General features: G+C 65.1%; 17 protein-coding genes. 7 read left to right on the forward strand and 10 right to left on the reverse strand.

Translation table 11 applies throughout. The features are described 5' to 3' along the window. Positions 1-7: 7 nt before the first annotated feature. The 3 genes from P0Y59_17920 to P0Y59_17930 all read right to left on the reverse strand — a co-directional run bounded on the left by P0Y59_17920 (position 8) and on the right by P0Y59_17930 (position 1,739). A complete protein-coding gene (locus P0Y59_17920; protein WEJ98800.1) occupies positions 8-187 on the reverse strand; it encodes a GntR family transcriptional regulator in 180 nt (59 codons plus the stop codon). A gap of 23 nt (positions 188-210) precedes the next feature. Further along, positions 211-969 (reverse strand): UTRA domain-containing protein, encoded by a 759-nt coding sequence (locus P0Y59_17925; GenBank protein ID WEJ98801.1) that lies wholly within the window; start codon positions 967-969, stop codon positions 211-213. Between the two features lie 215 nt (positions 970-1,184). Continuing rightward, positions 1,185-1,739: a phosphohydrolase gene (locus P0Y59_17930; GenBank protein ID WEJ98802.1), complete on the reverse strand. Its 555-nt coding sequence runs from the start codon at positions 1,737-1,739 to the stop codon at positions 1,185-1,187. A 147-nt stretch (positions 1,740-1,886) separates the two neighbouring features. On the opposite strand from P0Y59_17930, the gene P0Y59_17935 reads away from it, so the two are divergent. The 5 genes from P0Y59_17935 to P0Y59_17955 all read left to right on the forward strand — a co-directional run bounded on the left by P0Y59_17935 (position 1,887) and on the right by P0Y59_17955 (position 8,039). Next, on the forward strand, positions 1,887-4,028 hold the full coding sequence (locus P0Y59_17935; GenBank protein ID WEJ98803.1) for a phospholipase C, phosphocholine-specific: 2,142 nt from the start codon (positions 1,887-1,889) through the stop codon (positions 4,026-4,028). 5 nt (positions 4,029-4,033) lie between these two features. Continuing rightward, a complete protein-coding gene (locus tag P0Y59_17940; GenBank protein ID WEJ98804.1) occupies positions 4,034-4,792 on the forward strand; it encodes a phosphatase PAP2 family protein in 759 nt (252 codons plus the stop codon). 115 nt (positions 4,793-4,907) lie between these two features. After that, positions 4,908-6,155, forward strand: coding sequence for a DUF5690 family protein (locus P0Y59_17945; GenBank protein ID WEJ98805.1), 1,248 nt, complete (start codon positions 4,908-4,910; stop codon positions 6,153-6,155). Beyond that, positions 6,142-7,254 carry a TIGR03364 family FAD-dependent oxidoreductase gene (locus P0Y59_17950; GenBank protein ID WEJ98806.1) on the forward strand — a complete coding sequence of 371 codons (1,113 nt, stop codon included), beginning with the start codon at positions 6,142-6,144 and terminating at the stop codon, positions 7,252-7,254. The genes P0Y59_17945 and P0Y59_17950 overlap by 14 nt, the downstream gene beginning before the upstream one ends. Next, positions 7,254-8,039, forward strand: coding sequence for a phosphonoacetaldehyde hydrolase (locus tag P0Y59_17955; protein WEJ98807.1), 786 nt, complete (start codon positions 7,254-7,256; stop codon positions 8,037-8,039). The genes P0Y59_17950 and P0Y59_17955 overlap by 1 nt, the downstream gene beginning before the upstream one ends. On the opposite strand, the gene P0Y59_17960 is transcribed toward P0Y59_17955, so the two are convergent. The 5 genes from P0Y59_17960 to P0Y59_17980 all read right to left on the reverse strand — a co-directional run bounded on the left by P0Y59_17960 (position 8,036) and on the right by P0Y59_17980 (position 15,041). Continuing rightward, complete coding sequence (locus tag P0Y59_17960; GenBank protein ID WEJ98808.1) at positions 8,036-8,980, reverse strand: aspartyl/asparaginyl beta-hydroxylase domain-containing protein; 945 nt, start codon at positions 8,978-8,980, stop codon at positions 8,036-8,038. The genes P0Y59_17955 and P0Y59_17960 overlap by 4 nt on opposite strands. A gap of 3 nt (positions 8,981-8,983) precedes the next feature. Next, positions 8,984-10,891, reverse strand: a complete 1,908-nt coding sequence (locus P0Y59_17965; protein WEJ98809.1) for a sulfotransferase — start codon at positions 10,889-10,891, stop codon at positions 8,984-8,986. Beyond that, the gene (locus tag P0Y59_17970; GenBank protein WEJ98810.1) at positions 10,888-11,526 is read right to left on the reverse strand and encodes an aspartyl/asparaginyl beta-hydroxylase domain-containing protein; all 639 of its coding nucleotides are present in this window, start codon (positions 11,524-11,526) and stop codon (positions 10,888-10,890) included. Before P0Y59_17970 ends, P0Y59_17965 begins: the two co-directional genes overlap by 4 nt. After that, complete coding sequence (locus P0Y59_17975) at positions 11,526-12,164, reverse strand: sulfotransferase family 2 domain-containing protein (GenBank protein ID WEJ98811.1); 639 nt, start codon at positions 12,162-12,164, stop codon at positions 11,526-11,528. Before P0Y59_17975 ends, P0Y59_17970 begins: the two co-directional genes overlap by 1 nt. Before the next feature lie 75 nt (positions 12,165-12,239). Continuing rightward, on the reverse strand, positions 12,240-15,041 hold the full coding sequence (locus P0Y59_17980; protein WEJ98812.1) for a TonB-dependent receptor: 2,802 nt from the start codon (positions 15,039-15,041) through the stop codon (positions 12,240-12,242). Between the two features lie 298 nt (positions 15,042-15,339). Here P0Y59_17980 and P0Y59_17985 point away from each other — a divergent pair, with 298 nt between their 5' ends. Next, positions 15,340-17,439 carry a phospholipase C, phosphocholine-specific gene (locus tag P0Y59_17985; GenBank protein WEJ98813.1) on the forward strand — a complete coding sequence of 700 codons (2,100 nt, stop codon included), beginning with the start codon at positions 15,340-15,342 and terminating at the stop codon, positions 17,437-17,439. A 428-nt stretch (positions 17,440-17,867) separates the two neighbouring features. Continuing rightward, a complete protein-coding gene (locus tag P0Y59_17990; protein ID WEJ98814.1) occupies positions 17,868-18,401 on the forward strand; it encodes a hypothetical protein in 534 nt (177 codons plus the stop codon). Between the two features lie 242 nt (positions 18,402-18,643). Here P0Y59_17990 and P0Y59_17995 read toward each other — a convergent pair whose 3' ends face one another. After that, a complete protein-coding gene (locus tag P0Y59_17995) occupies positions 18,644-18,802 on the reverse strand; it encodes a hypothetical protein (GenBank protein WEJ98815.1) in 159 nt (52 codons plus the stop codon). A 371-nt stretch (positions 18,803-19,173) separates the two neighbouring features. Then, complete coding sequence (locus tag P0Y59_18000; GenBank protein ID WEJ98816.1) at positions 19,174-19,914, reverse strand: GntR family transcriptional regulator; 741 nt, start codon at positions 19,912-19,914, stop codon at positions 19,174-19,176. Between the last annotated feature and the right edge of the window lie 60 nt (positions 19,915-19,974).

Below are 19,974 nucleotides of genomic sequence, written 5' to 3' on the forward strand. Positions count from 1 at the left end.
GGCGGCCTCAGACGGGCTTCTCGGCCTCCAGTCGACTCAGCGCTTCCCGGATCGGGGTCTGCGAAATGCCGAGCTTGCGCGCGACCGCGTCGATGCCGATCCAGGTCCCCGGTGCGATCTCCATGGTAACCAGCGTCGACGGGAGATGCTCATGCGCCCAGGCGACAAGGGTCGGAACCGGAACCACGGCCTGTCATCGGCCGGGGTGAATCACCCCCGGACGTCGAGATCGACATGCACGCGGATCGCGTCGTGCCGCCAATATTCCTGATCATATTCCACCACGCGCCCGTCCGCCGCGATGCTGGTGCGCACCACCAGCAGGCCCGGCGTGCCGGGCTTCACCCCCAGAGCGTCGGCGGCGAACTTGACCAGTGCGCAGGGCCGCATGTCGACCCGGTTGCGCACCACCGTAAGACCATAGTCGCCGGTGAGGATCTGGGTGAGCGAGCCGTCGAGCGAACGATCGACGAGGCCGGGCGCCATGGACGGATCGACGATGATCCGTTCGACCAGTACGGCGCGGCCGTCGATCGAGCGGCGGCGATGAAGGTTGTAGAGCGGCGTGCCGGGCGCGGTGCGGAAGATATCGGCAACCGCGGGCGGCGCGGGCACCAGATCCTTGCTCAGCGTCTCGGTCGCCGGAATTCGCCCCTGCTCAGCGACATAGGTCATGAAGCCCGACCAGCGCGTGGGATTGTACGTCACCGCCGGCGGGGAGACGAACCAGCCGCTGCGGTCGCGCCGGTAGATCAGCCCTTCGGCCTCGAGCTGGAACAGGGCCTCGCGGATGGTGCCGCGTGCCGCTCCGCTGTCCCCCTGGAACTGACGCTCGGACGGCAGCTTCGATCCCGGTGCGAGCTTGCCCATCTCGATGCCGAGCGCGATCTGGTCGCGTAGCGCCAGATATTGCGGACCATCCGCGGTGTCGCCCTTGGCGATCGGAGTGAGTTCGAGTTCGCTTCGCATGGTGCCTGGACTGGAGATGACAGTGGGTGCGGAGGCAGGTCAAGCCGAAGCCGCCGAGCAGCGACGCAAAGCCCCGAAATCCTTGATCGGATTCAGTTCGACACCGTATGTTTCAGGCTCGGAGACCTGCTGCTACAGGCTTTTCGGGACTTGCCGAATTCACTCACGGCCCAATTGGTCTATGCCAGTTGTAAAACGGCGCGTCCGCAACCTTGTCAGGTGTTTGCCATGAGCAGCGATTCGAGCAGCGGGCGATAGCTGGCCAGATCGGGCGGGCGCCAGTCGGGGTGTTTGCCCATATCGTCGAAGCGGCGCAGCGTCACCGCGTCGGCAAAAAAGGGCTCGGCTTCGAACGCCCGCACCTCATCGGCCGACATCGGGCCGCCCTGCAGTTCCAGGCTGATCGCCGAGGCACTGCTGAGTCCGGTGAGATAGGCGGGATCGATCGCGCACAGATAGCGCTTGGCGGCGACATGGAGCCGGACCGGTTCGGTGACCCCGCGCGGGAAATAGGCGCCAAGAAACGAAGAGCCGGAGATTTCATGCCGTGCATCGATCCCGAGCGTTTCGGCGGCGCTGCCGGCATCATCCATGAATTGACCGACATCGTGCAACAACGCAGCGGCGATCATCATGTCCGAACAGCGATTGCGGCGCGCCAGCTCGGCCACCTGGAGCGCGTGCTGGAGCTGCGTGGCGTCCTCGCCATAATAGAGCGTTCCGAAACGATTGAAGAGCTCGAAAATCCGGTCGATGACGTTCGCGGTCATGCTTCCTCGCTGGTTTGCGTGATGGCGAACGGCACCGGGACCTGCCCGTTCAAGCTGTTTCGCTGTCGTAAGATTGTAGCGTTACTGGACTATACCAATTTCAACAGCGAAGTAGCGCGTTCGCGCGACCAAGAAAAGGGTAAAGCCATGGATCGGACGACGAGACGGCATTTTCTGCGCATGGCGGGCGCGGGCGCGGCCGGATCGATTCTCCCGAACCTGATCGACCGGGCGCTCGCGATCCCGGCGAACAAGCGGACCGGCTCAATCCGGGATGTCGAGCATATCGTGATCCACATGCAGGAGAACCGCTCCTTCGACCATTATCTCGGCATGTTGAACGGCGTGCGCGGCTTCGGCGACCCGCGGCCGCTGCGACTGCCGGGCGGGCGCAGCGTATGGGCACAGCCGTCGGAGCAGCATCCCGATGGCTATGTCCTGCCTTTCCACGGCGATTCGAAGACGACGCGCTCGTTCAAGGTCGATGGCGCCGACCAGTCGCACCAGGAGAATGTCCATATCTTCAATCGCGGCCGTTACGACCGCTGGGGACATAACGGCGCGCTCCAGAACCGGATGCTTCACTATACCGCGAGCGACCTGCCCTTCTATTACGCGCTCGCCGACGCCTTCACCGTGTGCGACGCCTATCACTGCTCGACGATGACCCAGACTTATCCCAACCGGATGCATCTGTTCACCGGGTGCAACGGCGGCGGCACGGTGGGCGGCGATCCAGAGATGAGCAACTATGGCGAGGACGAGACGCCGAGCGCCGACATGGCCGAAGACCGGACGCTGCGCGACGGGGCCTATCGCTGGACCACCTATCCCGAACGGCTCCAGGCGGCGGGGATCGCCTGGAAGGTCTATCAGGAATACGACAATTTCGGCGACAATCTCCTGTCGATCTTCCCGCCCTTCCGCCCGGCCCCCAGGGAGTCAGAGCTGTATCGCCGCGGCCGTTCCTGGGTGAGCGAGCATAAGGAGGGCGCGGATCGCAAGCGCTCCGATGGCGAACAACTCGTCGCGGCATTCCGCCGCGACGTGGAGACGGGCAAGCTACCGCAGGTCTCGTGGATCGTCACCGCCGCCGATCTGTCCGAACATCCGACGGCCGAGCCTTCCAGGGGAGAACATGTCACCGCCAAGCTGATCGAGGCGCTGGTCGACAATCCGGAGGTGTTCGCCAAGACCGTGTTCATCCTCAACTATGACGAGGCTGGCGGCTTTTACGATCACGCGCCGCCGCCGGTACCCCCGGTGGGCGATTATCGCGGCCACAGCACGGTGCCGCTCAATGGCGAGACCAAGGACTATGGCGCGCTTGACGCCCAGGCCCCGGGCAAGCACCCGATCGGGCTCGGCATCCGCACGCCGGCGATCATCGTCTCGCCCTGGAGCCGCGGCGGCTTCGTCTGTTCGGAGCTGTTCGACCACACATCGGTGCTCCAGTTCGTCGAGAAACGCTTCGGCGTGCAGGAGCCCAATATCAGCGCATGGCGGCGGTCGGTGTGCGGCGACCTGATATCGGTATTCGACTTCAGCGAATCGGATCGCGCCGCCGCGCTCAAATTGCCGACCACCGACGATTTCCGCGAGCGCATCGCGCAATCTCTCGCGGGGCCGGTCAACATGATTCCCCCGACGCAGGCGCCTGCCACCCAGATGCCGGGCCAGCGCCCGCATCGTCCGCTGCCCTACAAGCTCGACGTGATCGCAGGCGTGACACCCGAGCGGCGCCTGCGAATCGAGATGATCAACCGCGGTGCCGTCGGGGCGGCCTTCACCGTGCACGACAACAGCGATGCGCAGGAACCCTGGCACTATACGATCGGCGCGGGCGACCGTTTCGCCAGCGAGCAATGGCACGATGCCGGGCCGCTCGCCGCCTATGACCTGACGCTGCGGGGCCCGAACGGCCTGTGGCGCCGCTTCGCCGGATCGCTCGCAGTGCAGGCGCCCCGTGCCGAGGTGGTCCTGCTCCAGCGTCCGTCGGAGGGCGAACTCGAGTTGCTGCTGCGCAACGGCGGCAGCGAGCCCATGGTCTTCGCGATCGCGCTCGACGGACATTATCCCGCGCAAGGCGCGCGGACACGCCGCATTTCCGTGGCGCCGGGCAAGCAGGTCGGCGACATCTGGCGGCTCGCGACCAGCGACCATTGGTACGATCTCACCGTCACATTGGTGGACGACGCTGCGTTCCTTCGCCGCTTCGCCGGCAAGGTCGAAACCGGGCACGCCGGGCGCACCGATCCCGGCATCGGCCCGATGCGCGTCACGGCCTGACCGCGATGCGCACCACCTTGCTGCTCGCCGCATGGCTGGCGCTGACCGCGACGAGCCAGGCCGCCGATACCGGCCCCTATCTGGCGCCCGACCGAGTGCCCGACGGGGTGGCGATCCTGCCGCCACCGCCCGCCCCCGGCAGCGCCGCCGCGCGCGCCGACCACGCGATCTTCGTCGCCACGCGCACGTTGCGGGGCACGCCGCGCTGGCGGCTCGCGACCGAGGACGTCAGCAACGCTCCGCTCGACCGCTATGCCTGCGCGCTCGGCATGAAGCTCACACCGGCGAGTGCCCCGGCGCTGACCCGCCTGCTCGACCGGGCGGGCACCGGCGACCTGGTGAACCCGGTGAAGCAACATTACCGGGTGCCCCGCCCCTATCTCGGCACCGACTCGCCGATCTGCGAGCCCAGGACAGCGCATCTCGCCGGGAATGGCGACTATCCCTCCGGCCATGCTGCGAACGGCTGGCTCGAGGGACTGATCCTGGCCGAACTGGCGCCTGAACGCGCGACGGCGATCCTCGCCCGGGCCCGGGCCTATGGCGAGAGTCGCGCGGTATGCGGCTCGCATTCGGCGAGCGCGGTACAAGCAGGCTGGATGGCGGGATCGGCGATGTTCGCCATGCTCGGCGGTGCTCCCGGCTTCCAGCGCGACCTGAAGGCAGCTCGTGACGAGCTGGTCTCGATCGGCTCAAATGTGCCCGCGCCCGATCCGGGGCAATGCAAAGCTGAACAGGTGGCACTGGCCGCACGGCCCTGGTGAGGAAAGGCACCCCGCCAGCGTCACAAAATCGACGCCAATCTGGTCCATACCAATCCTGACAATTCGCAGGACTTCAATGCCGCCCGCAAAACCCGCACCTGGCGCTACCCCTCCGTTGACGCTCCTGCTCGGGGGACTGGCCGCCTTTGGTGCCTATTTCGCGATGTACGCCTTCCGCAAGCCGTTCGCGGCGGCGACCTTCGCCGATATCGGCGGCTGGCATTTCGAGATCGACTACAAGAGCGCGCTGCTGATCGCCCAGGTGTTCGGCTATGCGCTGTCAAAACTGATCGGGGTCCGGGTGATCGCCGAATTCGGCCGGCGCGGGCGCGCGGCCCTGATCCTTGCGCTGATCGGCGCATCCTGGCTGGCGCTGGTCTTGTTCGCACTGGTCCCGCCGCCCCTGAGCGTCGCTTGCCTGTTCCTCAATGGGCTGCCGCTGGGCATGATCTGGGGGCTGGTGTTCAGCTATGTCGAGGGTCGCCGCGCGTCGGAACTGCTTGGCGCGATGCTGTGCGCGAGTTTCATCCTCTCCTCGGGCGTGGTGAAGTCGGTCGCGGTGCTGTTCCTTCATGCGGGAGTGCCCGAAATCTGGATGCCGGCGGTTACGGGCGCGGCGTTCCTGCCAGTGCTGCTGGTGTCGCTGTGGTGGCTCGAGCGAATGCCGCCGCCCGATGCCCGCGACGAGGCCGAGCGCGTCGCGCGCGTGCCGATGCTACGCGCCGACCGGGCGGCCTTCCTCCGCGAACACGGGCTTTCGCTGCTGCTGCTGGTCGCGGGCTATGTACTGCTGACTGCGATCCGCGACTTCCGCGACAATTTCGCCGCCGAGCTGTGGACCGCGATGGGATATGCCGGGAAGGCGGCGATGTTCTCCGCGAGCGAGCTGCCGGTTGCGGTGATCAGCCTGGGCGGGCTCGCCGCGCTGATGCTGGTGCGCGACAATATGCGCGCGCTGCTGGCGATGCACGGCGTGATCATCGTCGGCGCGTTGCTGCTCGGCCTGTCGACGCTGGCGTTCCAGGCGGGGCTGCTCGCGCCGCTCCCCTGGATGATCCTGACCGGCGCGGGACTCTATCTTGCTTATACCCCGTTCAACGCGATGCTGTTCGACCGGATGATCGCGGCGATCGGCAAGGCGGGCAATGCCGGCTTCCTGATCTATGTCGCCGATGCCTCGGGCTATGCCGGCAGCGTCGCACTGCTGCTGTTCCGCAGCCTGGCGGCGCCGAAGATGGACTGGCTGCCCTTCTTCATCCATGTTTCCTATGCGACGGCGATCATGGTGGGGGCGCTGACGATCCTCTCGGCGCTCGGCTTCGCGATGCGCGGCCGCTCAAGGAACGCCCATGCCACAGCATGACCTGATCGTCGTCGGCGCGGGCATTGTCGGCCTTGCCCATGCGCTGGCCGCGGCGCGACGGGGCAAGCACGTGCTGGTGCTCGATCGCGATGCCCGGGCCAACGGCGCCTCGATCCGCAATTTCGGCTTCGTCACCGTCACCGGGCAGGAGCGCGGCCGGATCCGGGAGCTGGCGATGCGCAGCGCCGCGATCTGGCGCGACGTCGCCGGGTCGGCAGGGATAGCGATCGAGCAGGAGGGCCTGTTGCTGGTCGCCCAGCGCGCCGAGGCCGTAGCGGTGATCGATGCGTTCCTCGCGACCGAGATGGGCCGGGACTGCACCCGCCTCGGCGCTTTGGAGCTGGCGGCGCGCTGGCCGATGGTACGCGGCGGGACGGCCGCATTGCAGAGCCCGCACGACCTGCGTGTCGATTCACCGCTGGCGATCCCGAAGCTCGCCGCCTGGCTCAGCGTCGCGCATGGAGTCGACTTCGCCTATGGCGTCGCGGTCAATGCCGTCGAGACCGGCCGCGTCCGGTCGAACATCGGCGTGCACGAAGCGGAGGCTGTGATCGTCTGCCCGGGAGACGATTGGGCAACCCTCTTCCCTGAAATCTATTCAGAGGCCGGCATCACTCGCTGCAAGCTCCAGATGCTGCGGCTCGCGCCGCCGGGGTGGCGGCTGGCCGCGCCGGTGATGAGCGACCTGAGCATGGTCCGCTATCTCGGCTATGTCGCTCTGCCTGAGGCGGCGGCGCTGCGCGCGCGGCTGGAGGCCGAGGCGGCGGAAGCGCTGGCGCACGGCGTCCATCTGATCGCGGTGCAGGGCGCTGACGGATCGCTCGTGGTGGGGGACAGCCATGACTATGCGCCGACCCCCGACCCCTTTTCCACGGCAGTGATCGATGACGCGATCCTCGACGCCTATGCCCAGGTCCTTGGCGCGCCACCGGCGGTGATCGGGCGCTGGACGGGCACCTATGCTTCGGCCGCGGGGCATAGCATCGTCCGCGCGCCGACGGAGGGCGTGCGACTGGTCGTCGTCACCAGCGGCACCGGCGCGTCGACCAGCTTCGCGCTGGCCGAGGACGTGATCGCCGATCTCTTCGGGAGGAACTGATGCATCCGGGACTCAAGGCAATAGTGTTCGACTGGGCGGGCACGATGATCGATTTCGGCAGCCGCGCGCCGGTGGTTGCGCTGTGCAGGGTGTTCGAACAAGCCGGGGTGCCGATCCGCGAGGCCGAAGCACGCGCCGATATGGGCATGGCGAAGCGCGACCATATCCGCGCGCTTCTGGGCAACCCCCGGGTCGCCAAGGCCTGGGCCGCGCGATATGGCGCGGCGGCGAGCGAAGAGGACGTCGCGGCCTTGTTCGGGAGCATCGGCCCGATGATGCGCGAGGCGGCACGCGACTGCGCCGAGCTGATTCCAGGCGCGGCGGACATTGCCGGACGGCTCCAGGCCAGGGGCGTCGCGGTGGGATCCTGCACTGGTTATACGCGCGAGATGATGGTCGACATTCTGCCCCGCGCCGCGGAGCAGGGCTATCGCCCGGACATGCTCGTCTGCGCGGGCGAGACGCCGCAGGGGCGTCCTTCCCCGCTGATGCTGTGGAAGAATCTGGTCGAGCTGGGCGCCTGGCCGGCGAGCGCCTGCGTCAAGGTCGATGATGCGGAGGTCGGCATTGCCGAGGGCCGCGCGGCGGGCGTGTGGACGGTCGGCGTCGCGGCCAGCGGCAACGCCCTGGGGCTGTCGCGCGAGGCGCTGGCCGCGCTCGCGCCCGAGGATCGGGCCGAACGCATCGCGCGGGCGAGGGCCATCCTCACTGGCGCCGGAGCGCATGTCGTGATCGACACGGTCGCCGACCTGCCGGCCGCGCTGCGGGAATTGCCGATCGGCTAGGACATTTCAGCGAGCAGGTGCTGCAGCACGCGCTTTTCGAGCACCAGCAGCGCGCCGACCTCGTTGGTGCGCATGACGAGCCCATCGGCGAGGGGCTTCGCGGCCTTGCGCACGGCGCCGGCCAGGCGAAGGAAGTCCGCTCGCCCCTGTCCGCCGATGCCGTGCAACGCGCAGAGCTGGCGCCAGTCGAACACGAAGCTCTCCAGCAACATGCTGAACTGCGCGGCGCGGGCCCTGGCTTCCACGGTATCGATGGCGACCGCCAGCTCGGCGCGCAGATCGTCGACCAGCCATTGCACTTCGGCGGCGGGCATCACCGGCGAACGCTGGTCGCCCTCGGTCAGCAATTGCTGACCGGCATCGGGGTTCCGGCCTATCGTCCGCCATTGCCCCCGCGGCGGCGCCTGCCCGCAAGCGAACTGCCAGAACGCCGCCGTGCCGGTGGTGTCAGCGACGAGATGGATGCGTTCGGCGCTGGACTGATTCTCCACATGGTGTCGGCGCCAATTGTCGAAGATCCATGCTTCGCCCGCGGCCATGTGCACCGACTGCCCGTCGCAATGGAAGCGCACCTCCGGCCGGGTGAAGATCGGAATGTGCAGCCGCACCCGCGTGTGCCAGTGATAGTTGATATCGGCATGCTCGGGCACATGCGCGCCCGGCGCGAGGCGCATCAACCGCGAACGGCCCCATACCACCCCGAAACCCGCAAGCGCCTGGCGCAGGAAGGGCATGGCCGCCAGCCAGCGCGTCGGCAGCATCTGCCCGTGGACTGAATCCGTCTCACCGCCGCCGGCGCTGATCAATCGCACCGCGCTGTTGCCGGGCAGGCCGTCCGGATGCGGCACCCAGGATTCGGGCGGCAACGCGGCAAGCTCCGCTTGCAGATGCTCGATCTCGAAGAGCACGGGAAGTTGGAAGAAAGGACGCGACAGCCGCATGGTTCAGTCCCTGTAGCCGGTCAATGCGTCACCCAGCGCGTCCCGCAGCGGTGCCAGCCAGGGCGCATAATGCTGCCATTGCGCAAGGCCTTCCCGGCCGATCGGCTGGCGCACCTGCTCGGAACTGGGCGTGCGCACGCTGCGCCGGGTCTCGTGGAACGAGAGGCAGTCAGGCTCGAAGGGTAGCACGATATGCTCCAGCATGCGCCGCACGCTGCCTTCGAGATCCTCGACCACGTCCTCGTACCGCACCCGCAGCACCCGCCCCGGCAGCACCTGGTCCCAGTGTCGCATGAGATCGAGATAAAGGCGGTAGTGGCGCGCGATATCGCCGATGCCGTAGCTGAATTCCTGGTTGGTCGTGCCGAACAGTTGCTTGAGGTTGCCAAAGCAGCAGCCCATGGGTTCGCGTCGAACATCGATGATGGTCGATCGGGGCAGTATCAGGTGAATCAGCCCGATGTGCCAGAAATTGTTCGGCATCTTGTCGATGAAGAATGGCCGGCCCAATCGGCGATGAGTCCGGGTTTCGGCCAGGAAGCGCTCGCCGAGCGCCCGGGCGTCCTCGGCGGTCAGGCGCTGCAACCTTTCGGGGTGCAATGGCAGGCCGCAATCCGGATCGGCATCGCAAAGCTCGCTCGCATATCGGCCGATTTCAGTCAGTTCCTGCGTGCCCTCCACGCGGGAATGGGATGCCAGTATCTGCTCGATCAATGTCGAGCCCGACCGCGGCATCCCCAGGATGAAGATGGGCGCCGGATCGTCCATGCCCCAGTCGGCGCGCGCCGCGAAGAATTCGGCGGTGAACGTCCGCTTGATTCGGCGCGCGCAGGATTCCGCGACGTCCGGACGATAGCGGCCGGCGACACGCCGAAGCGCGTTGCCGCGTTCGTAATAATGCCATGAGGATACGTAATCGCCCCGGTCCTCCAGCGCCTTGCCCAGCGCGAAACATAGATAGATGCGGTCCATGTCCTGGACGGCGGGCCCGGATTCCGCGGCGCACATGCGCGCGATTTCGCCATCGGCGAAGCGATAGGTCTTGAGGTTGGCGAGGCTGAACCAGGCCACGCCATAGTCGGGGCGGGCCATCAGGGAGGCGCGATAGTCAACGACGGCTTCCTGCTGCCTGCCGGTGACCTTCAGGGCATTTGCCCGCCACAGGCGCAGGTCGGCGACCTCAGCCCCCGACTGCGGTTGCCCGGCGAGCAGCCTTTCATATAGATCGATCACCGGCTCATGATCGCCCAGGCCGACACAGGCAGCGCCATAGTGTTTGAGGTATTCGCGGTTGTCCGGGTCGTGCCCGAGCAGGTGCCCGGCCTCCTGCCGCGCCTGCAGGTGCTTCTGCTGCTGCAACAGCACCATGGCATAGTCGAGGCGCGCCGGGTGATAGTCCGGCGCGCGATCGAGCACCGATTTCAGCAACGCCTCGGCCTCATCGAACGCATCGCGGTCCTTGCGGATGCGCGCCAGGAGGCGCAGCGCGCCTACATTGTCGCCGTCCTCGCGCAGATAATCCCGGATGACCTCCTCCGCCGTCGAGAGGTCGCCATCGGCGAACAGGCTGTTCGCCACCACCACCTGCGGAGGCAGCTGTCTCAATATGGCCAGGCGCTGCGCCGACATGGTCGCCTGGGCCGTGTCCCCCAGCATGCGGTAAAGCTGTTCCAGCATGTCCCAGCTCGCCGGCAGCGTCGGGTTGAGGCGCACCGCCTCGCACAGTGCGTCGATGGCGGCCGGTGCGTCGCGAAGCAGGACGTGGCAATGGCCGCGCTCCTGGTACAGGCGACTGAACAGGGGATCCAAGGCCTGGAGCCGCGCAAGGATGGCCAGTGCCTCGGGCACATGCTGGCGGGAGCGCAGGTCCCTGGCTTCCTCCAGCAGGGTCTCACGCTCGGAGAAATTCATCGCGCCGCGCCGGAAAGCAGGAACGGCTCCAGCCAGCTCGGTTCCGGCTGGTCGGCGTCGTAATATTCGAAGATCAGATGGACCCGGTCGGTATCGCCGCCGTTGCGCACCCAGTGCGGGCCGAGGTTGTTGACCTCCACCGCCTCGCCCGGCGGGAAATAATGCTCCTCGCCGCCGAAGAACGACACGACACCGGCATTGGTCGACACCGGCAGATGGATCTTGTGCGGCCACCTCGCCGCGGGGTTGGCATCGACATGGGGGTGGATCACCCCGCCAGCCGCCATCCTTGCAAGCATCACCCGGGGGAACACCCCCCGCTGATAACCATAGCCGCGAACGGCCTGCGCCAGCACCGGCTCAAGCAAACCCCGCCATTGCGGCCAGGCTGCGCGATCGTGCGAGCCGCGCCAGTCGCGGGGGCTGTCGATAAAGCGGAGAACGATGTGGCGGGTCTCGTCCAGAACCTCGAACTTGTTCGGCTTGCCGGCGTTCTCAGCGTCCCAGACATGCTCGGGGATTGCCAGCACGGCGGCTCGCAGGGCGACGATGTCAACCGGACCGAGCTTGCGAACGGTCCTGGTCTTGCGCGGGTTGGCGGTGGGGCCGTGATGAGCGCCAGGATGAACGGGCATCATCGCATGCCTTCGAAAGTGTAGCCGAACAGTTCCAGATCCTGTGCGTAGCGTGCGGCGACGCCGTCGATCAAAGCCTGATCGTAATAATGGCGATAGTCGCCGCGCGTGCTGCCGTTGACTCGGTCGAGCGGGCGGGAGGCAATGCCGAGGCGCGCGCAGATCGCATCGTACGAACCCTGCATGTCCTCGACATGGCCGACCTTGTCGGCCAGCAGGGTCTCGCCATCCTCACCCACCAGCAGCGATGCCTGGGGCTGGAACAGGATATGGTCTTCCGGCGGCTCGACGAACAGAAAATGGCGCATCGCGTCGCGCGGCCGCTGCCGGAAGACATCGCCACCACGCAACATGAAGGCGCAGTAGGAGACGAAGCGGTCGAACGGATTGCGCACGAAGGCAAATTTGAAATAGCTGCCGAAAGCGTCCTCGCCGAGATAGGGACGCACCTGCCGCAGCGACAAATGGCCATGCCGGATCGCCGCCAGATCCTCCCACGGGAAGCGCTTGTTGACGAACAACCCCACCTGTTCGACGTCCCCGTCGCCCAGTTGCTCGCGCAGGGCCTGCCGCACTGAATGGGTGCCGGTCTTGGGCACCGCGGCGAAAATGAAACGGTGGCGATGGGAAACGATCATGTCTGATGTCACACGAAAGAATGCGCCCCCGCCTTCCGGAGAAGGAAGGGGCGCGGTTTAGCCTATGCGGTGGCCTCAGAACTTGAAGCTGAAGCCGGCCATGTAGGTCGTGCCGCTCTGGGTCTGGTTGTAGAGATAGCGGTTCTGGCCCCAGAATTGCGTGTCCTTCTGGTTCGTCAGGTTGATCGCGTTCAGCGTGAGCTGGATGCCATCGGTCACGTTCACGAAGGCCGAAGCGTCTATATATGTCGTCCCCTCGAAACCACGGGTGTTGGCGCTCATGATGTCCTCGCTGCGTCCCGTGTAGTAACGGGTGCGGTGGCTCAGTGAACCACGGAAGCCCCAGCGGTTGGTTTCGTAGTAAAGCGTGGCGTTGTAGCTGGTCTTCGAGATGCCCGTGATCTCCTTGGGCGCGTCAACATAGGTATAGTTCGCCGTCACGCCCAGGCCGTTGAAGGGTGCCGGCAGGAACGAGAACTGGGCCTGTGCCGCCAGTTCAACGCCGGTCAGGCTCTTCGTGTCCGCGACGTTGATCGGCATCGAGAACTCCTTGATGACCGTGCTGCCCGTCGCGCCGGGAATCGAGCTGATCGGCACGCCCGCCTCGTCGAAGGTCACATTGCTGAGAGTCTGCGAGCCGATGAAGTTCGTGATCCGCTTGTGGAACACGCTCGCGGAAAGCAGGCCCACCTTGCCGAAATAATATTCGGCGGAGAAGTCCAGCGTGGTGTCCTTGTAGGGCTTGAGGTTGGGATTGCCGCGGGATGCGGTGATCGCGCCGGTATCGTCGTTCCGGAACGCGCTACCCTCGGCCGCGATCGAGCCAAGCCCCGGGCGGTTCAGGTTCTGCGAGGCGGCGAACCGCAGCAGCACCTCCGGCGTCAGTTCCAGCACCGCGTTCATGGCAGGCAGCACGCCCGAATAGCTGCCCTTTACGTCAGCCGTGCCGAGATAGGCATAGCTGTCGCCCTGGATCCAGCCGATGCTGCGGGTGTCAGTGTGGTAGCCCCGCGCACCGACATTGCCGCGGAAATGCTTGCCGAACAGTTCAGTGCTCCAGTCCATCTGGACAAAGCCGGCAAAGGTCTCCTCAGTCGTCGTATAGACATTCTCGATGTCCTGGATCGTCCCGCCCGTTCCGTCCTTGTTGGGCTCGAGCCGGTGATATTCCTTATATTTCGCGAAACCCTTGTCATAGTCGCCGATCAGCCACGAACCGAATTCGTTCTTGAACACAGTGGTGATGTCGCTGACCGATGTACCCCGCGTCTTGGACCGGGTGCCGTTGACGTTGCTGTCATAGAAGAGATCCCTGCCGTCCTGCTTGAAGCGATGATAGGCGCCGCCCGCGCGCAACGTCAGCGCGTCGTTCATCTTGTAGCGCAGGTTGAGCACGCCTTCCCGCAACTCCGATTCATTGTTGAAGGCGCGATAGTAGAAATCGTCCATCGTGTAGTTGGCCGGGTTGGTTGGATCCCAGCCCGGATAGTCGAACGAAGCCGAACGGCCGTCGGTACCGTAATCGGCGATCAGATTCCCTTTGGCGCGCATGTAGAACTTGTCGTCATACGGCGTCTTGTAGGTCGATTTTTGATACCCGACATGCCCGTCGACCGTAAACCGGTCGGAGACGTCCCACTTGCCGGTCAGCTCCAGCGACCGGAAGCGGGTCTCGTTCAGCGACCGGCGGTGTTCGCTACCGAAGGTCGTGCCGGTGACGTCGGTTCTGGTGACGTAGTTGCTGCCGTCCCACCTCAGGTCGTTGATGGTCGAAGCCGTCTGGAACATGGCCGGCCAGGGCGCGCCGGCGGGAGTGTCGAACGCGATGGAACCGTCGGACTTGAGCGGTCGCGTGGCAAGGTGCAGTTCGTCGCGATGCGTGGTGAGCTGGCCGTACAGTCCGTCGAGCGTCAGCAGCAAATTGTCCGCCGGTCGCCACTGCGCGGCGGCCGTGATGCCGAGACGTTCCTGCCTCGCATTCCAGGAGGAGAGACGGTTGCCATCAGCGAAATACAGGTCGCCAGACAGGAACTTGGCCTGCTGCGCTGCGGTCAGCTTCGAGATGTTCAACCCCTTGTCGACCAGGCTCCGCAACGTCGCCGCACTGGGCCGGTCGTAATTATAGGTGTTGTGGCCCTGCTCCGTGGTCTGGCGCCTGGAATAGGCGGCCGAGACCAGGACGCCGAACTCATTGTCCCAATTATGGCTGAGCAACGCCGCGACGCGCGGTTGAGCGTCCCTGGTATATTCGTTCGTACCCAGCTTCCCCACCAGCGCACCCTTGTTGCCTGGCGCGTAGTCGAATGGCTTGCCGGTGAACAGGCCGACCGTGCCGGCCATGCCGCCCTCGTTCTGCGCCGCCTGGAAGGTCTTTTCCACTTCCACTCGCGAGAACAATTCCGAGGCGAAGATATTGAAGTCGAAGGCGCGGTCGCGGGTACGCTGGCCGCGGCTGTCCTGCGCAGAGTCGACATTGCCCAGCACTTCCATGCCGTTGAGCTGCACGCGCGAGAAATCCGGCCCCAGGCCACGCAGCGAAATGCGCCGGCCCTCCCCTGCCTCACGGGTGATCTGCACGCCCGGCAGACGCTGAAGCGATTCGGCCAGGTTCAGCTCCGGGAATTTCGCCATGTCTTCGGCGACGATCGCATCCACCTGGATCGTCGAATCCTTCTTGATCCTGCGCGCATCGCTCAGCGACTTCCGAAAGCCGGTGACGACGATGTCGGCACCCGAACTGGTGGAGGCCGGCTGATCGGCGGCCTCCTGCGCGAGAGCGACTCGCGGAGTCGCGCCGGCGGCCACCGCGGCAACGGTTGCCAGCAAAAAGCTCTTGAAGCTCAGGCGCATGGCCCGAACCGAATATGATTTCGTCATTGGTTATCCCCCGCCAACTGGTATGAACCAGAAGGTCTAAAGCAGACTGCGGAGACACCTCTGTGACAGTTTTTACCGAAACCAATTCCGAGCCGAATTTTCTGCCGGCACTGATTCCACAGGGCAGTCGCGCTGTAAGCATGCCGCGACCGGGCCCTGGCGGCGACCGCCGGCCGCATCCCCGTTTGCCGTCATCCAACCGCCATATCAGTGGTCTAGACCTCTGCGTTATGACAAATGATATTCCCGTGGGAGCTCTTCCCTTTATCGTTTGTCGCAGTCGATCGGGAGGCCGGGCATGGTAACGATGCAGGATCGTCGCAGCTTCATCCGCAGCATGATGGCGACAGCGGGCGCGGCAGCGGCTTTGGCTCCCTCGATCGCCCGTGCCCTGGAGATCCCAGCCGATCGCCGGACGGGGACGTTGAAGGATGTCGATCATGTCGTCATCCTCACGCAGGAGAACCGCTCCTTCGATCACTATTTCGGCACGATGCGCGGCGTCAGGGGCTATGGCGACCGCTTCGCCATTCCCGCCCCGCCGCTTCCTGCCGCGCCCAATCGCACCGTGCTCCTCCAGCCGAACGAGCATCCGGGAACCGAGCCGGCGCTGATTGCCCCATTCCGGCTCGATACGTCCGTCGATTTCCGCCTCTATCGTCCGCTCGGCACACCCCATGGCTTCACCGACAGCCAGGCCGCATGGGATAATGGACGGATGGGCGCGTGGCCGCGCTCCAAGCAAAATCACGCGATGGCGCATTTCACGCGCGAGGATCTGCCGTTCCAATATGCCCTCGCCGAGGCTTTCACTTTGTGTGACGCCTATCACTGCGCCATGCACCTGTGCACCAACCCCAACCGGCTCTACATCTGGACCGGCACGCACGATCCGCTGGCCCGGGGCAACGGCCCCGCCATCGACAACGGCTATGATAGCCTCGACGCTGATCCGCTGCGCCACGGCGGCTATCTCTGGACGACCTATCCCGAGCGCCTGATGGCTGCAGGGATCGGCTTCCAGATCTACCAGGACATGGCCGACAATTTCACCGACAATCCGCTGGTCGGCTTCCGTCGCTATCGCCAGGCGCATGGCGCGGCCACGGCAGCCGCGGCCCTGCTTTCACGCCGGACGATGACGACCCGCTCGCTCGACGACCTGCGGCAGGACGTGCTGGCCAGGCGGCTGCCGGAGGTTTCATGGATTGTTGCTCCCGCAGCCCTGTCGGAGCACCCGAGCGTTTCAACGCCGCTCCAGGGCGGGGATTATGCGGCAAGAGTGCTCGACGCGCTCACCGCCAATCCGGAGATCTGGGCGCGCACGGTGCTGCTCATCAATTTCGACGAGAATGATGGCCTGTTCGACCATGTGCCCCCGCCGGCCCCGCCGGCGCGCGTGTCCGGGCGCACGGTCGGCGCGACGAACATCCCGGCGGACGACGAATATCATGTCCATTCGCAGGCGGCCGAAGACGCGGTCTATCTTGACCGGCCCTACGGCCTTGGCCCGCGCGTGCCGCTCTACGCGATATCGCCCTGGAGCAAGGGCGGGCATGTCGCATCCGAGGTCTTCGATCACACAAGCATCCTGCGCTTCCTCGAAGCCCGCTTTGGCTTCCATGAGCCGAATATCAGCGCCTGGCGACGGGCCGTGTGCGGCGACCTCACGTCCTGCTTCGATTTCAGCGCGCCCGACGCGGTCGATTTCATGCGGGCACTTCCGGCCACCGCCGCCCTGTCGGAGCGCGCCGCCAGCCTGAAGGAAATCCGGCCGCCACTTCCCGATCATGCGGTCGCCCCCGTGCAGGAAACCGGCCTGCGACGGCGACGCGCGACACCCTATGCGCTCGACGCCCGACTGCGCGTCAAGGGCACAAGCCGCGCCCTGATGTTCGCCAACCATTCGGCCGAGCGGGCGGCCGTTTTCCATGTCTATGACGTCACGCAGCTGGGCGAGGTTCCCGCGCGCTATACGGTTGGCGCAGGTCGGGAACTGGCTCACCTCCTGCCCGTCTCCGGCAAAGCCTTGGACATCTTCGCCCTTGGGCCCAACGGCTTTCATCGACGCTTGACCGGGAGGGGCGATATCTTCTCGGTCAGCGTCAAGGGCCGCAATGCCGCTCCCCCCTCGCTCCTTCTCGAAAATCTCACCACGATGCCCCAGTCCATCGCCATGACTGACCGGGCCTATGGCGCGTCTCCCGATGTGATCATGCTCGCGGGCGGAGAAGCGCGCAGTATCCCGCTGAACCTCACGACAAGCCATGGCTGGTATGACCGGCAATTCGTGGCGGCAGGCCAGTCCTGGCGCATCGCAGGCCATATCGAGAATGGCAGCGCGTCCTATTCAGATCCCGCCGCCGGTGGGCCCGGCCCCCTGGCCTGGTCGGCGTAGCGGGGCCCTCCGAACCGGAGCACTCCAGGGGACGACACCGCCGGGGATGGTTCGCCACCGCCCGACCCGGGGAATCGCTCTCATGCGCCGTACGAAGCATCGTGAGCTAGTGGCAAGGCATTGAAGGCAGCGCTCCGCGCGGAGCCACCGTATACCAGCACTGCGCTATTGCGATGCGCTGCTTTCAGGCGGCGGGGCGAACGCCCAGGATGTCAGGAGGTAATTCGGTAACGCAAAGGTAGCCACCGCCAGATTGGCGCGACATTTAGATTTTTTCCGGCGGTGCTGATGAGGAGCCTTCCTCCAACGCATTAACATCGATCCTCGCATTTTCAGTTTCAGCCAGGAATTTCAGATTGCGAGCTTGCTAAAATGACTATGTGTGGATCGCGTATCCCCAAAGAAAATTAAAGAAGAGGAGAGCTCAGATGAAATTCTTTTCTGCGATCTGTGTAACTGCATTGGCACTCGGTAGCCCTACTCCCACTCTGGCGGACACCTACACACCGGCTACGCCAGGGGTAAGCAGTCTTATCTTCCAGGGTTCAGTATTATTCAAGAGAGGCCTCAGCTCCAATTGTACTTTCAAGCTCGTCATTACCATTCCTCAAGCCGCACCGGATAGCGATGGCACTTTCTCGCATGGGCACTCCGCGAGGGCGACACCGATACTGGCGGCGCCCGGCGACTTCCCATGCTCCTCGACGACCTTCAGCGGCGCGCCATATGCGGTCTCGTTCAACGGGACGTTTCTGACCATCACCAACGTCGTCGTAAACACCCTTACCCCGGGCGGTTGTAGTGGGGCGCTCAGCGGCACCTGGGGCGGCAACAATACTCCCCAAAGGTTCATTTACTTCAACAACGCGTCCCTGCCGGGTGGCGGCACGTCGGAGCCTTGCACGATCACCGGCACCCTCTACCAGGTTTCGGGCTCGTCGCTGAGCATCACCAGTCCCTGATTCACCTGCCACCAGAAATCGACGCGAACCTTCAGCTGCCGCTGCACTATTGGCGGCGGCGCTGGGGTGCATTGAGCCAGGCGTCCCGGACGACAACGGTGTCCGGGTTGCGCGCGGTTTGAAACCACCCAATCTTCAAACCCTTGTGGTCGCTACATCGCCCTGGGCTTCGTATTGGTTGACGGGGCATCCATCCACCGTCGCCGGACACGGTCGTGGAGCCGCCGCGCCCTTGTGGCTCTTCACTCGCCACGGTCCGAACGGACGATACCCGTCAGGTCGGCACGCGCGCGGCGGCGTTCGCGCTTTCCCCAGCCGAACCTGCGCCGCACGAAGACGATCCCCGCAATGATCGCCACTGCAGCGAAGACGATAGTAGCCAGGCCGAGAACATGTCGCATCGTGCTGACGAATCCCCCAATTCGTATCGCAGGACGCTAGGTTTCATTAAGGCGTTCTGGCAAGTGACAAGTGGTCCTGCCGCTTGATGGAGATCAATATACATCGATAACCGCAATCTTTTGCGATCATCATGACATTTTTTTCATGCAAGAGATCGGTCGCGAGCCGGATCAGCCAATATCAACCGTGCTAATTCAAGGATCGACGGCGCGACCAGACGTGTAAATCCCATAGGGACGCGCCCGGAACAATGCCGGCATGACAGAAGATCGATGCCCGCCGGGCGGGATTCATCCCGGGCAAGCATTCACGACGGGGAAGGCAAAACACTTTACGACATCCGCCGGTATCGCCCGCCGGTGGGAAGGCATCAGCCCTCCCGGCGCGGACCGCCGACCGTACGCGGCTCGGACGGCATGCGCTGGGCGATCCGGACCGATGCTTCCTCCATGCGGATGCGCGACCGCTCCAGATGGGTGCGCATCGCCGTTTCGGCCGCCGCCGGATCGCGCGCGATCAGCGCGTGGATGATCCGGGCATGCTCTTCCGCTGCCTCCTGCGGGGCGTTGGTATTGAACAGGAAGCGAAAGATATGAAGATGCATGTGCAGCCGCTCGATCGTCTCGGCGATCAGCGAATTGCCGCTGCCGGTGGCGACCAGGCTGTGAAGCATCGCGTCCGCCTCGGCGAAACGGGCATAGGCGACACCAGTTTCAGCCTGGATCCGGTCCATCTCCTCTTCCATCGCCGCCAATTGCCGGAGCATCTCATCATTCATCGATTCCGCCGCGCGGGCGGCGGCATAGGGCTCGATCAGCTGGCGCAGCGCATAAAGGTCGCTCACCTCGGCCGGCGTCATCTGGGCGCTGGCGTGATAGCCGACATTGGGGACCTTGATGACGAGTTTCTCGGCCTCGAGCCGGCTCAGCGCCTCGCGGATCGGGGTCTGCGAAATGCCGAGCTTGCGCGCGACCGCGTCGATGCCGATCCGGGTGCCCGGCGCGATCTCCATCGAAACCAGCATCGACAGGAGATGCTCATGCGCCCAGGCGACCAGGGTAGGAACGGGAGCAGGGCGGGGCGAACGATAGCCCATGGGCGGGAAGGTCACTGGGGAATCAGGGTTTTCCATCTAGGTCTCGACATGCAACGGCGCCGTGGCGTCTATGTA

Origin of the sequence: Candidatus Sphingomonas phytovorans, from assembly GCA_029202385.1 — a bacterium.
Classification (GTDB): Bacteria; Pseudomonadota; Alphaproteobacteria; order Sphingomonadales; family Sphingomonadaceae; genus Sphingomonas; species Sphingomonas phytovorans.

Bases quoted from the DNA above. Each gene is read 5' to 3' on its own strand.
- P0Y59_17925 (WEJ98801.1), bottom strand. From the start codon at position 969: ATGCGAAGCGAACTCGAACTCACTCCGATCGCCAAGGGCGACACCGCG.
- P0Y59_17930 (WEJ98802.1), bottom strand. From the start codon at position 1,739: ATGACCGCGAACGTCATCGACCGGATTTTCGAGCTCTTCAATCGTTTC.
- P0Y59_17935 (WEJ98803.1), top strand. From the start codon at position 1,887: ATGGATCGGACGACGAGACGGCATTTTCTGCGCATGGCGGGCGCGGGC.
- P0Y59_17940 (WEJ98804.1), top strand. From the start codon at position 4,034: ATGCGCACCACCTTGCTGCTCGCCGCATGGCTGGCGCTGACCGCGACG.
- P0Y59_17950 (WEJ98806.1), top strand. From the start codon at position 6,142: ATGCCACAGCATGACCTGATCGTCGTCGGCGCGGGCATTGTCGGCCTT.
- P0Y59_17955 (WEJ98807.1), top strand. From the start codon at position 7,254: ATGCATCCGGGACTCAAGGCAATAGTGTTCGACTGGGCGGGCACGATG.
- P0Y59_17960 (WEJ98808.1), bottom strand. From the start codon at position 8,980: ATGCGGCTGTCGCGTCCTTTCTTCCAACTTCCCGTGCTCTTCGAGATC.
- P0Y59_17965 (WEJ98809.1), bottom strand. From the start codon at position 10,891: ATGAATTTCTCCGAGCGTGAGACCCTGCTGGAGGAAGCCAGGGACCTG.
- P0Y59_17970 (WEJ98810.1), bottom strand. From the start codon at position 11,526: ATGCCCGTTCATCCTGGCGCTCATCACGGCCCCACCGCCAACCCGCGC.
- P0Y59_17975 (WEJ98811.1), bottom strand. From the start codon at position 12,164: ATGATCGTTTCCCATCGCCACCGTTTCATTTTCGCCGCGGTGCCCAAG.
- P0Y59_17980 (WEJ98812.1), bottom strand. From the start codon at position 15,041: ATGACGAAATCATATTCGGTTCGGGCCATGCGCCTGAGCTTCAAGAGC.
- P0Y59_17985 (WEJ98813.1), top strand. From the start codon at position 15,340: ATGGTAACGATGCAGGATCGTCGCAGCTTCATCCGCAGCATGATGGCG.
- P0Y59_17990 (WEJ98814.1), top strand. From the start codon at position 17,868: ATGAAATTCTTTTCTGCGATCTGTGTAACTGCATTGGCACTCGGTAGC.
- P0Y59_17995 (WEJ98815.1), bottom strand. From the start codon at position 18,802: ATGCGACATGTTCTCGGCCTGGCTACTATCGTCTTCGCTGCAGTGGCG.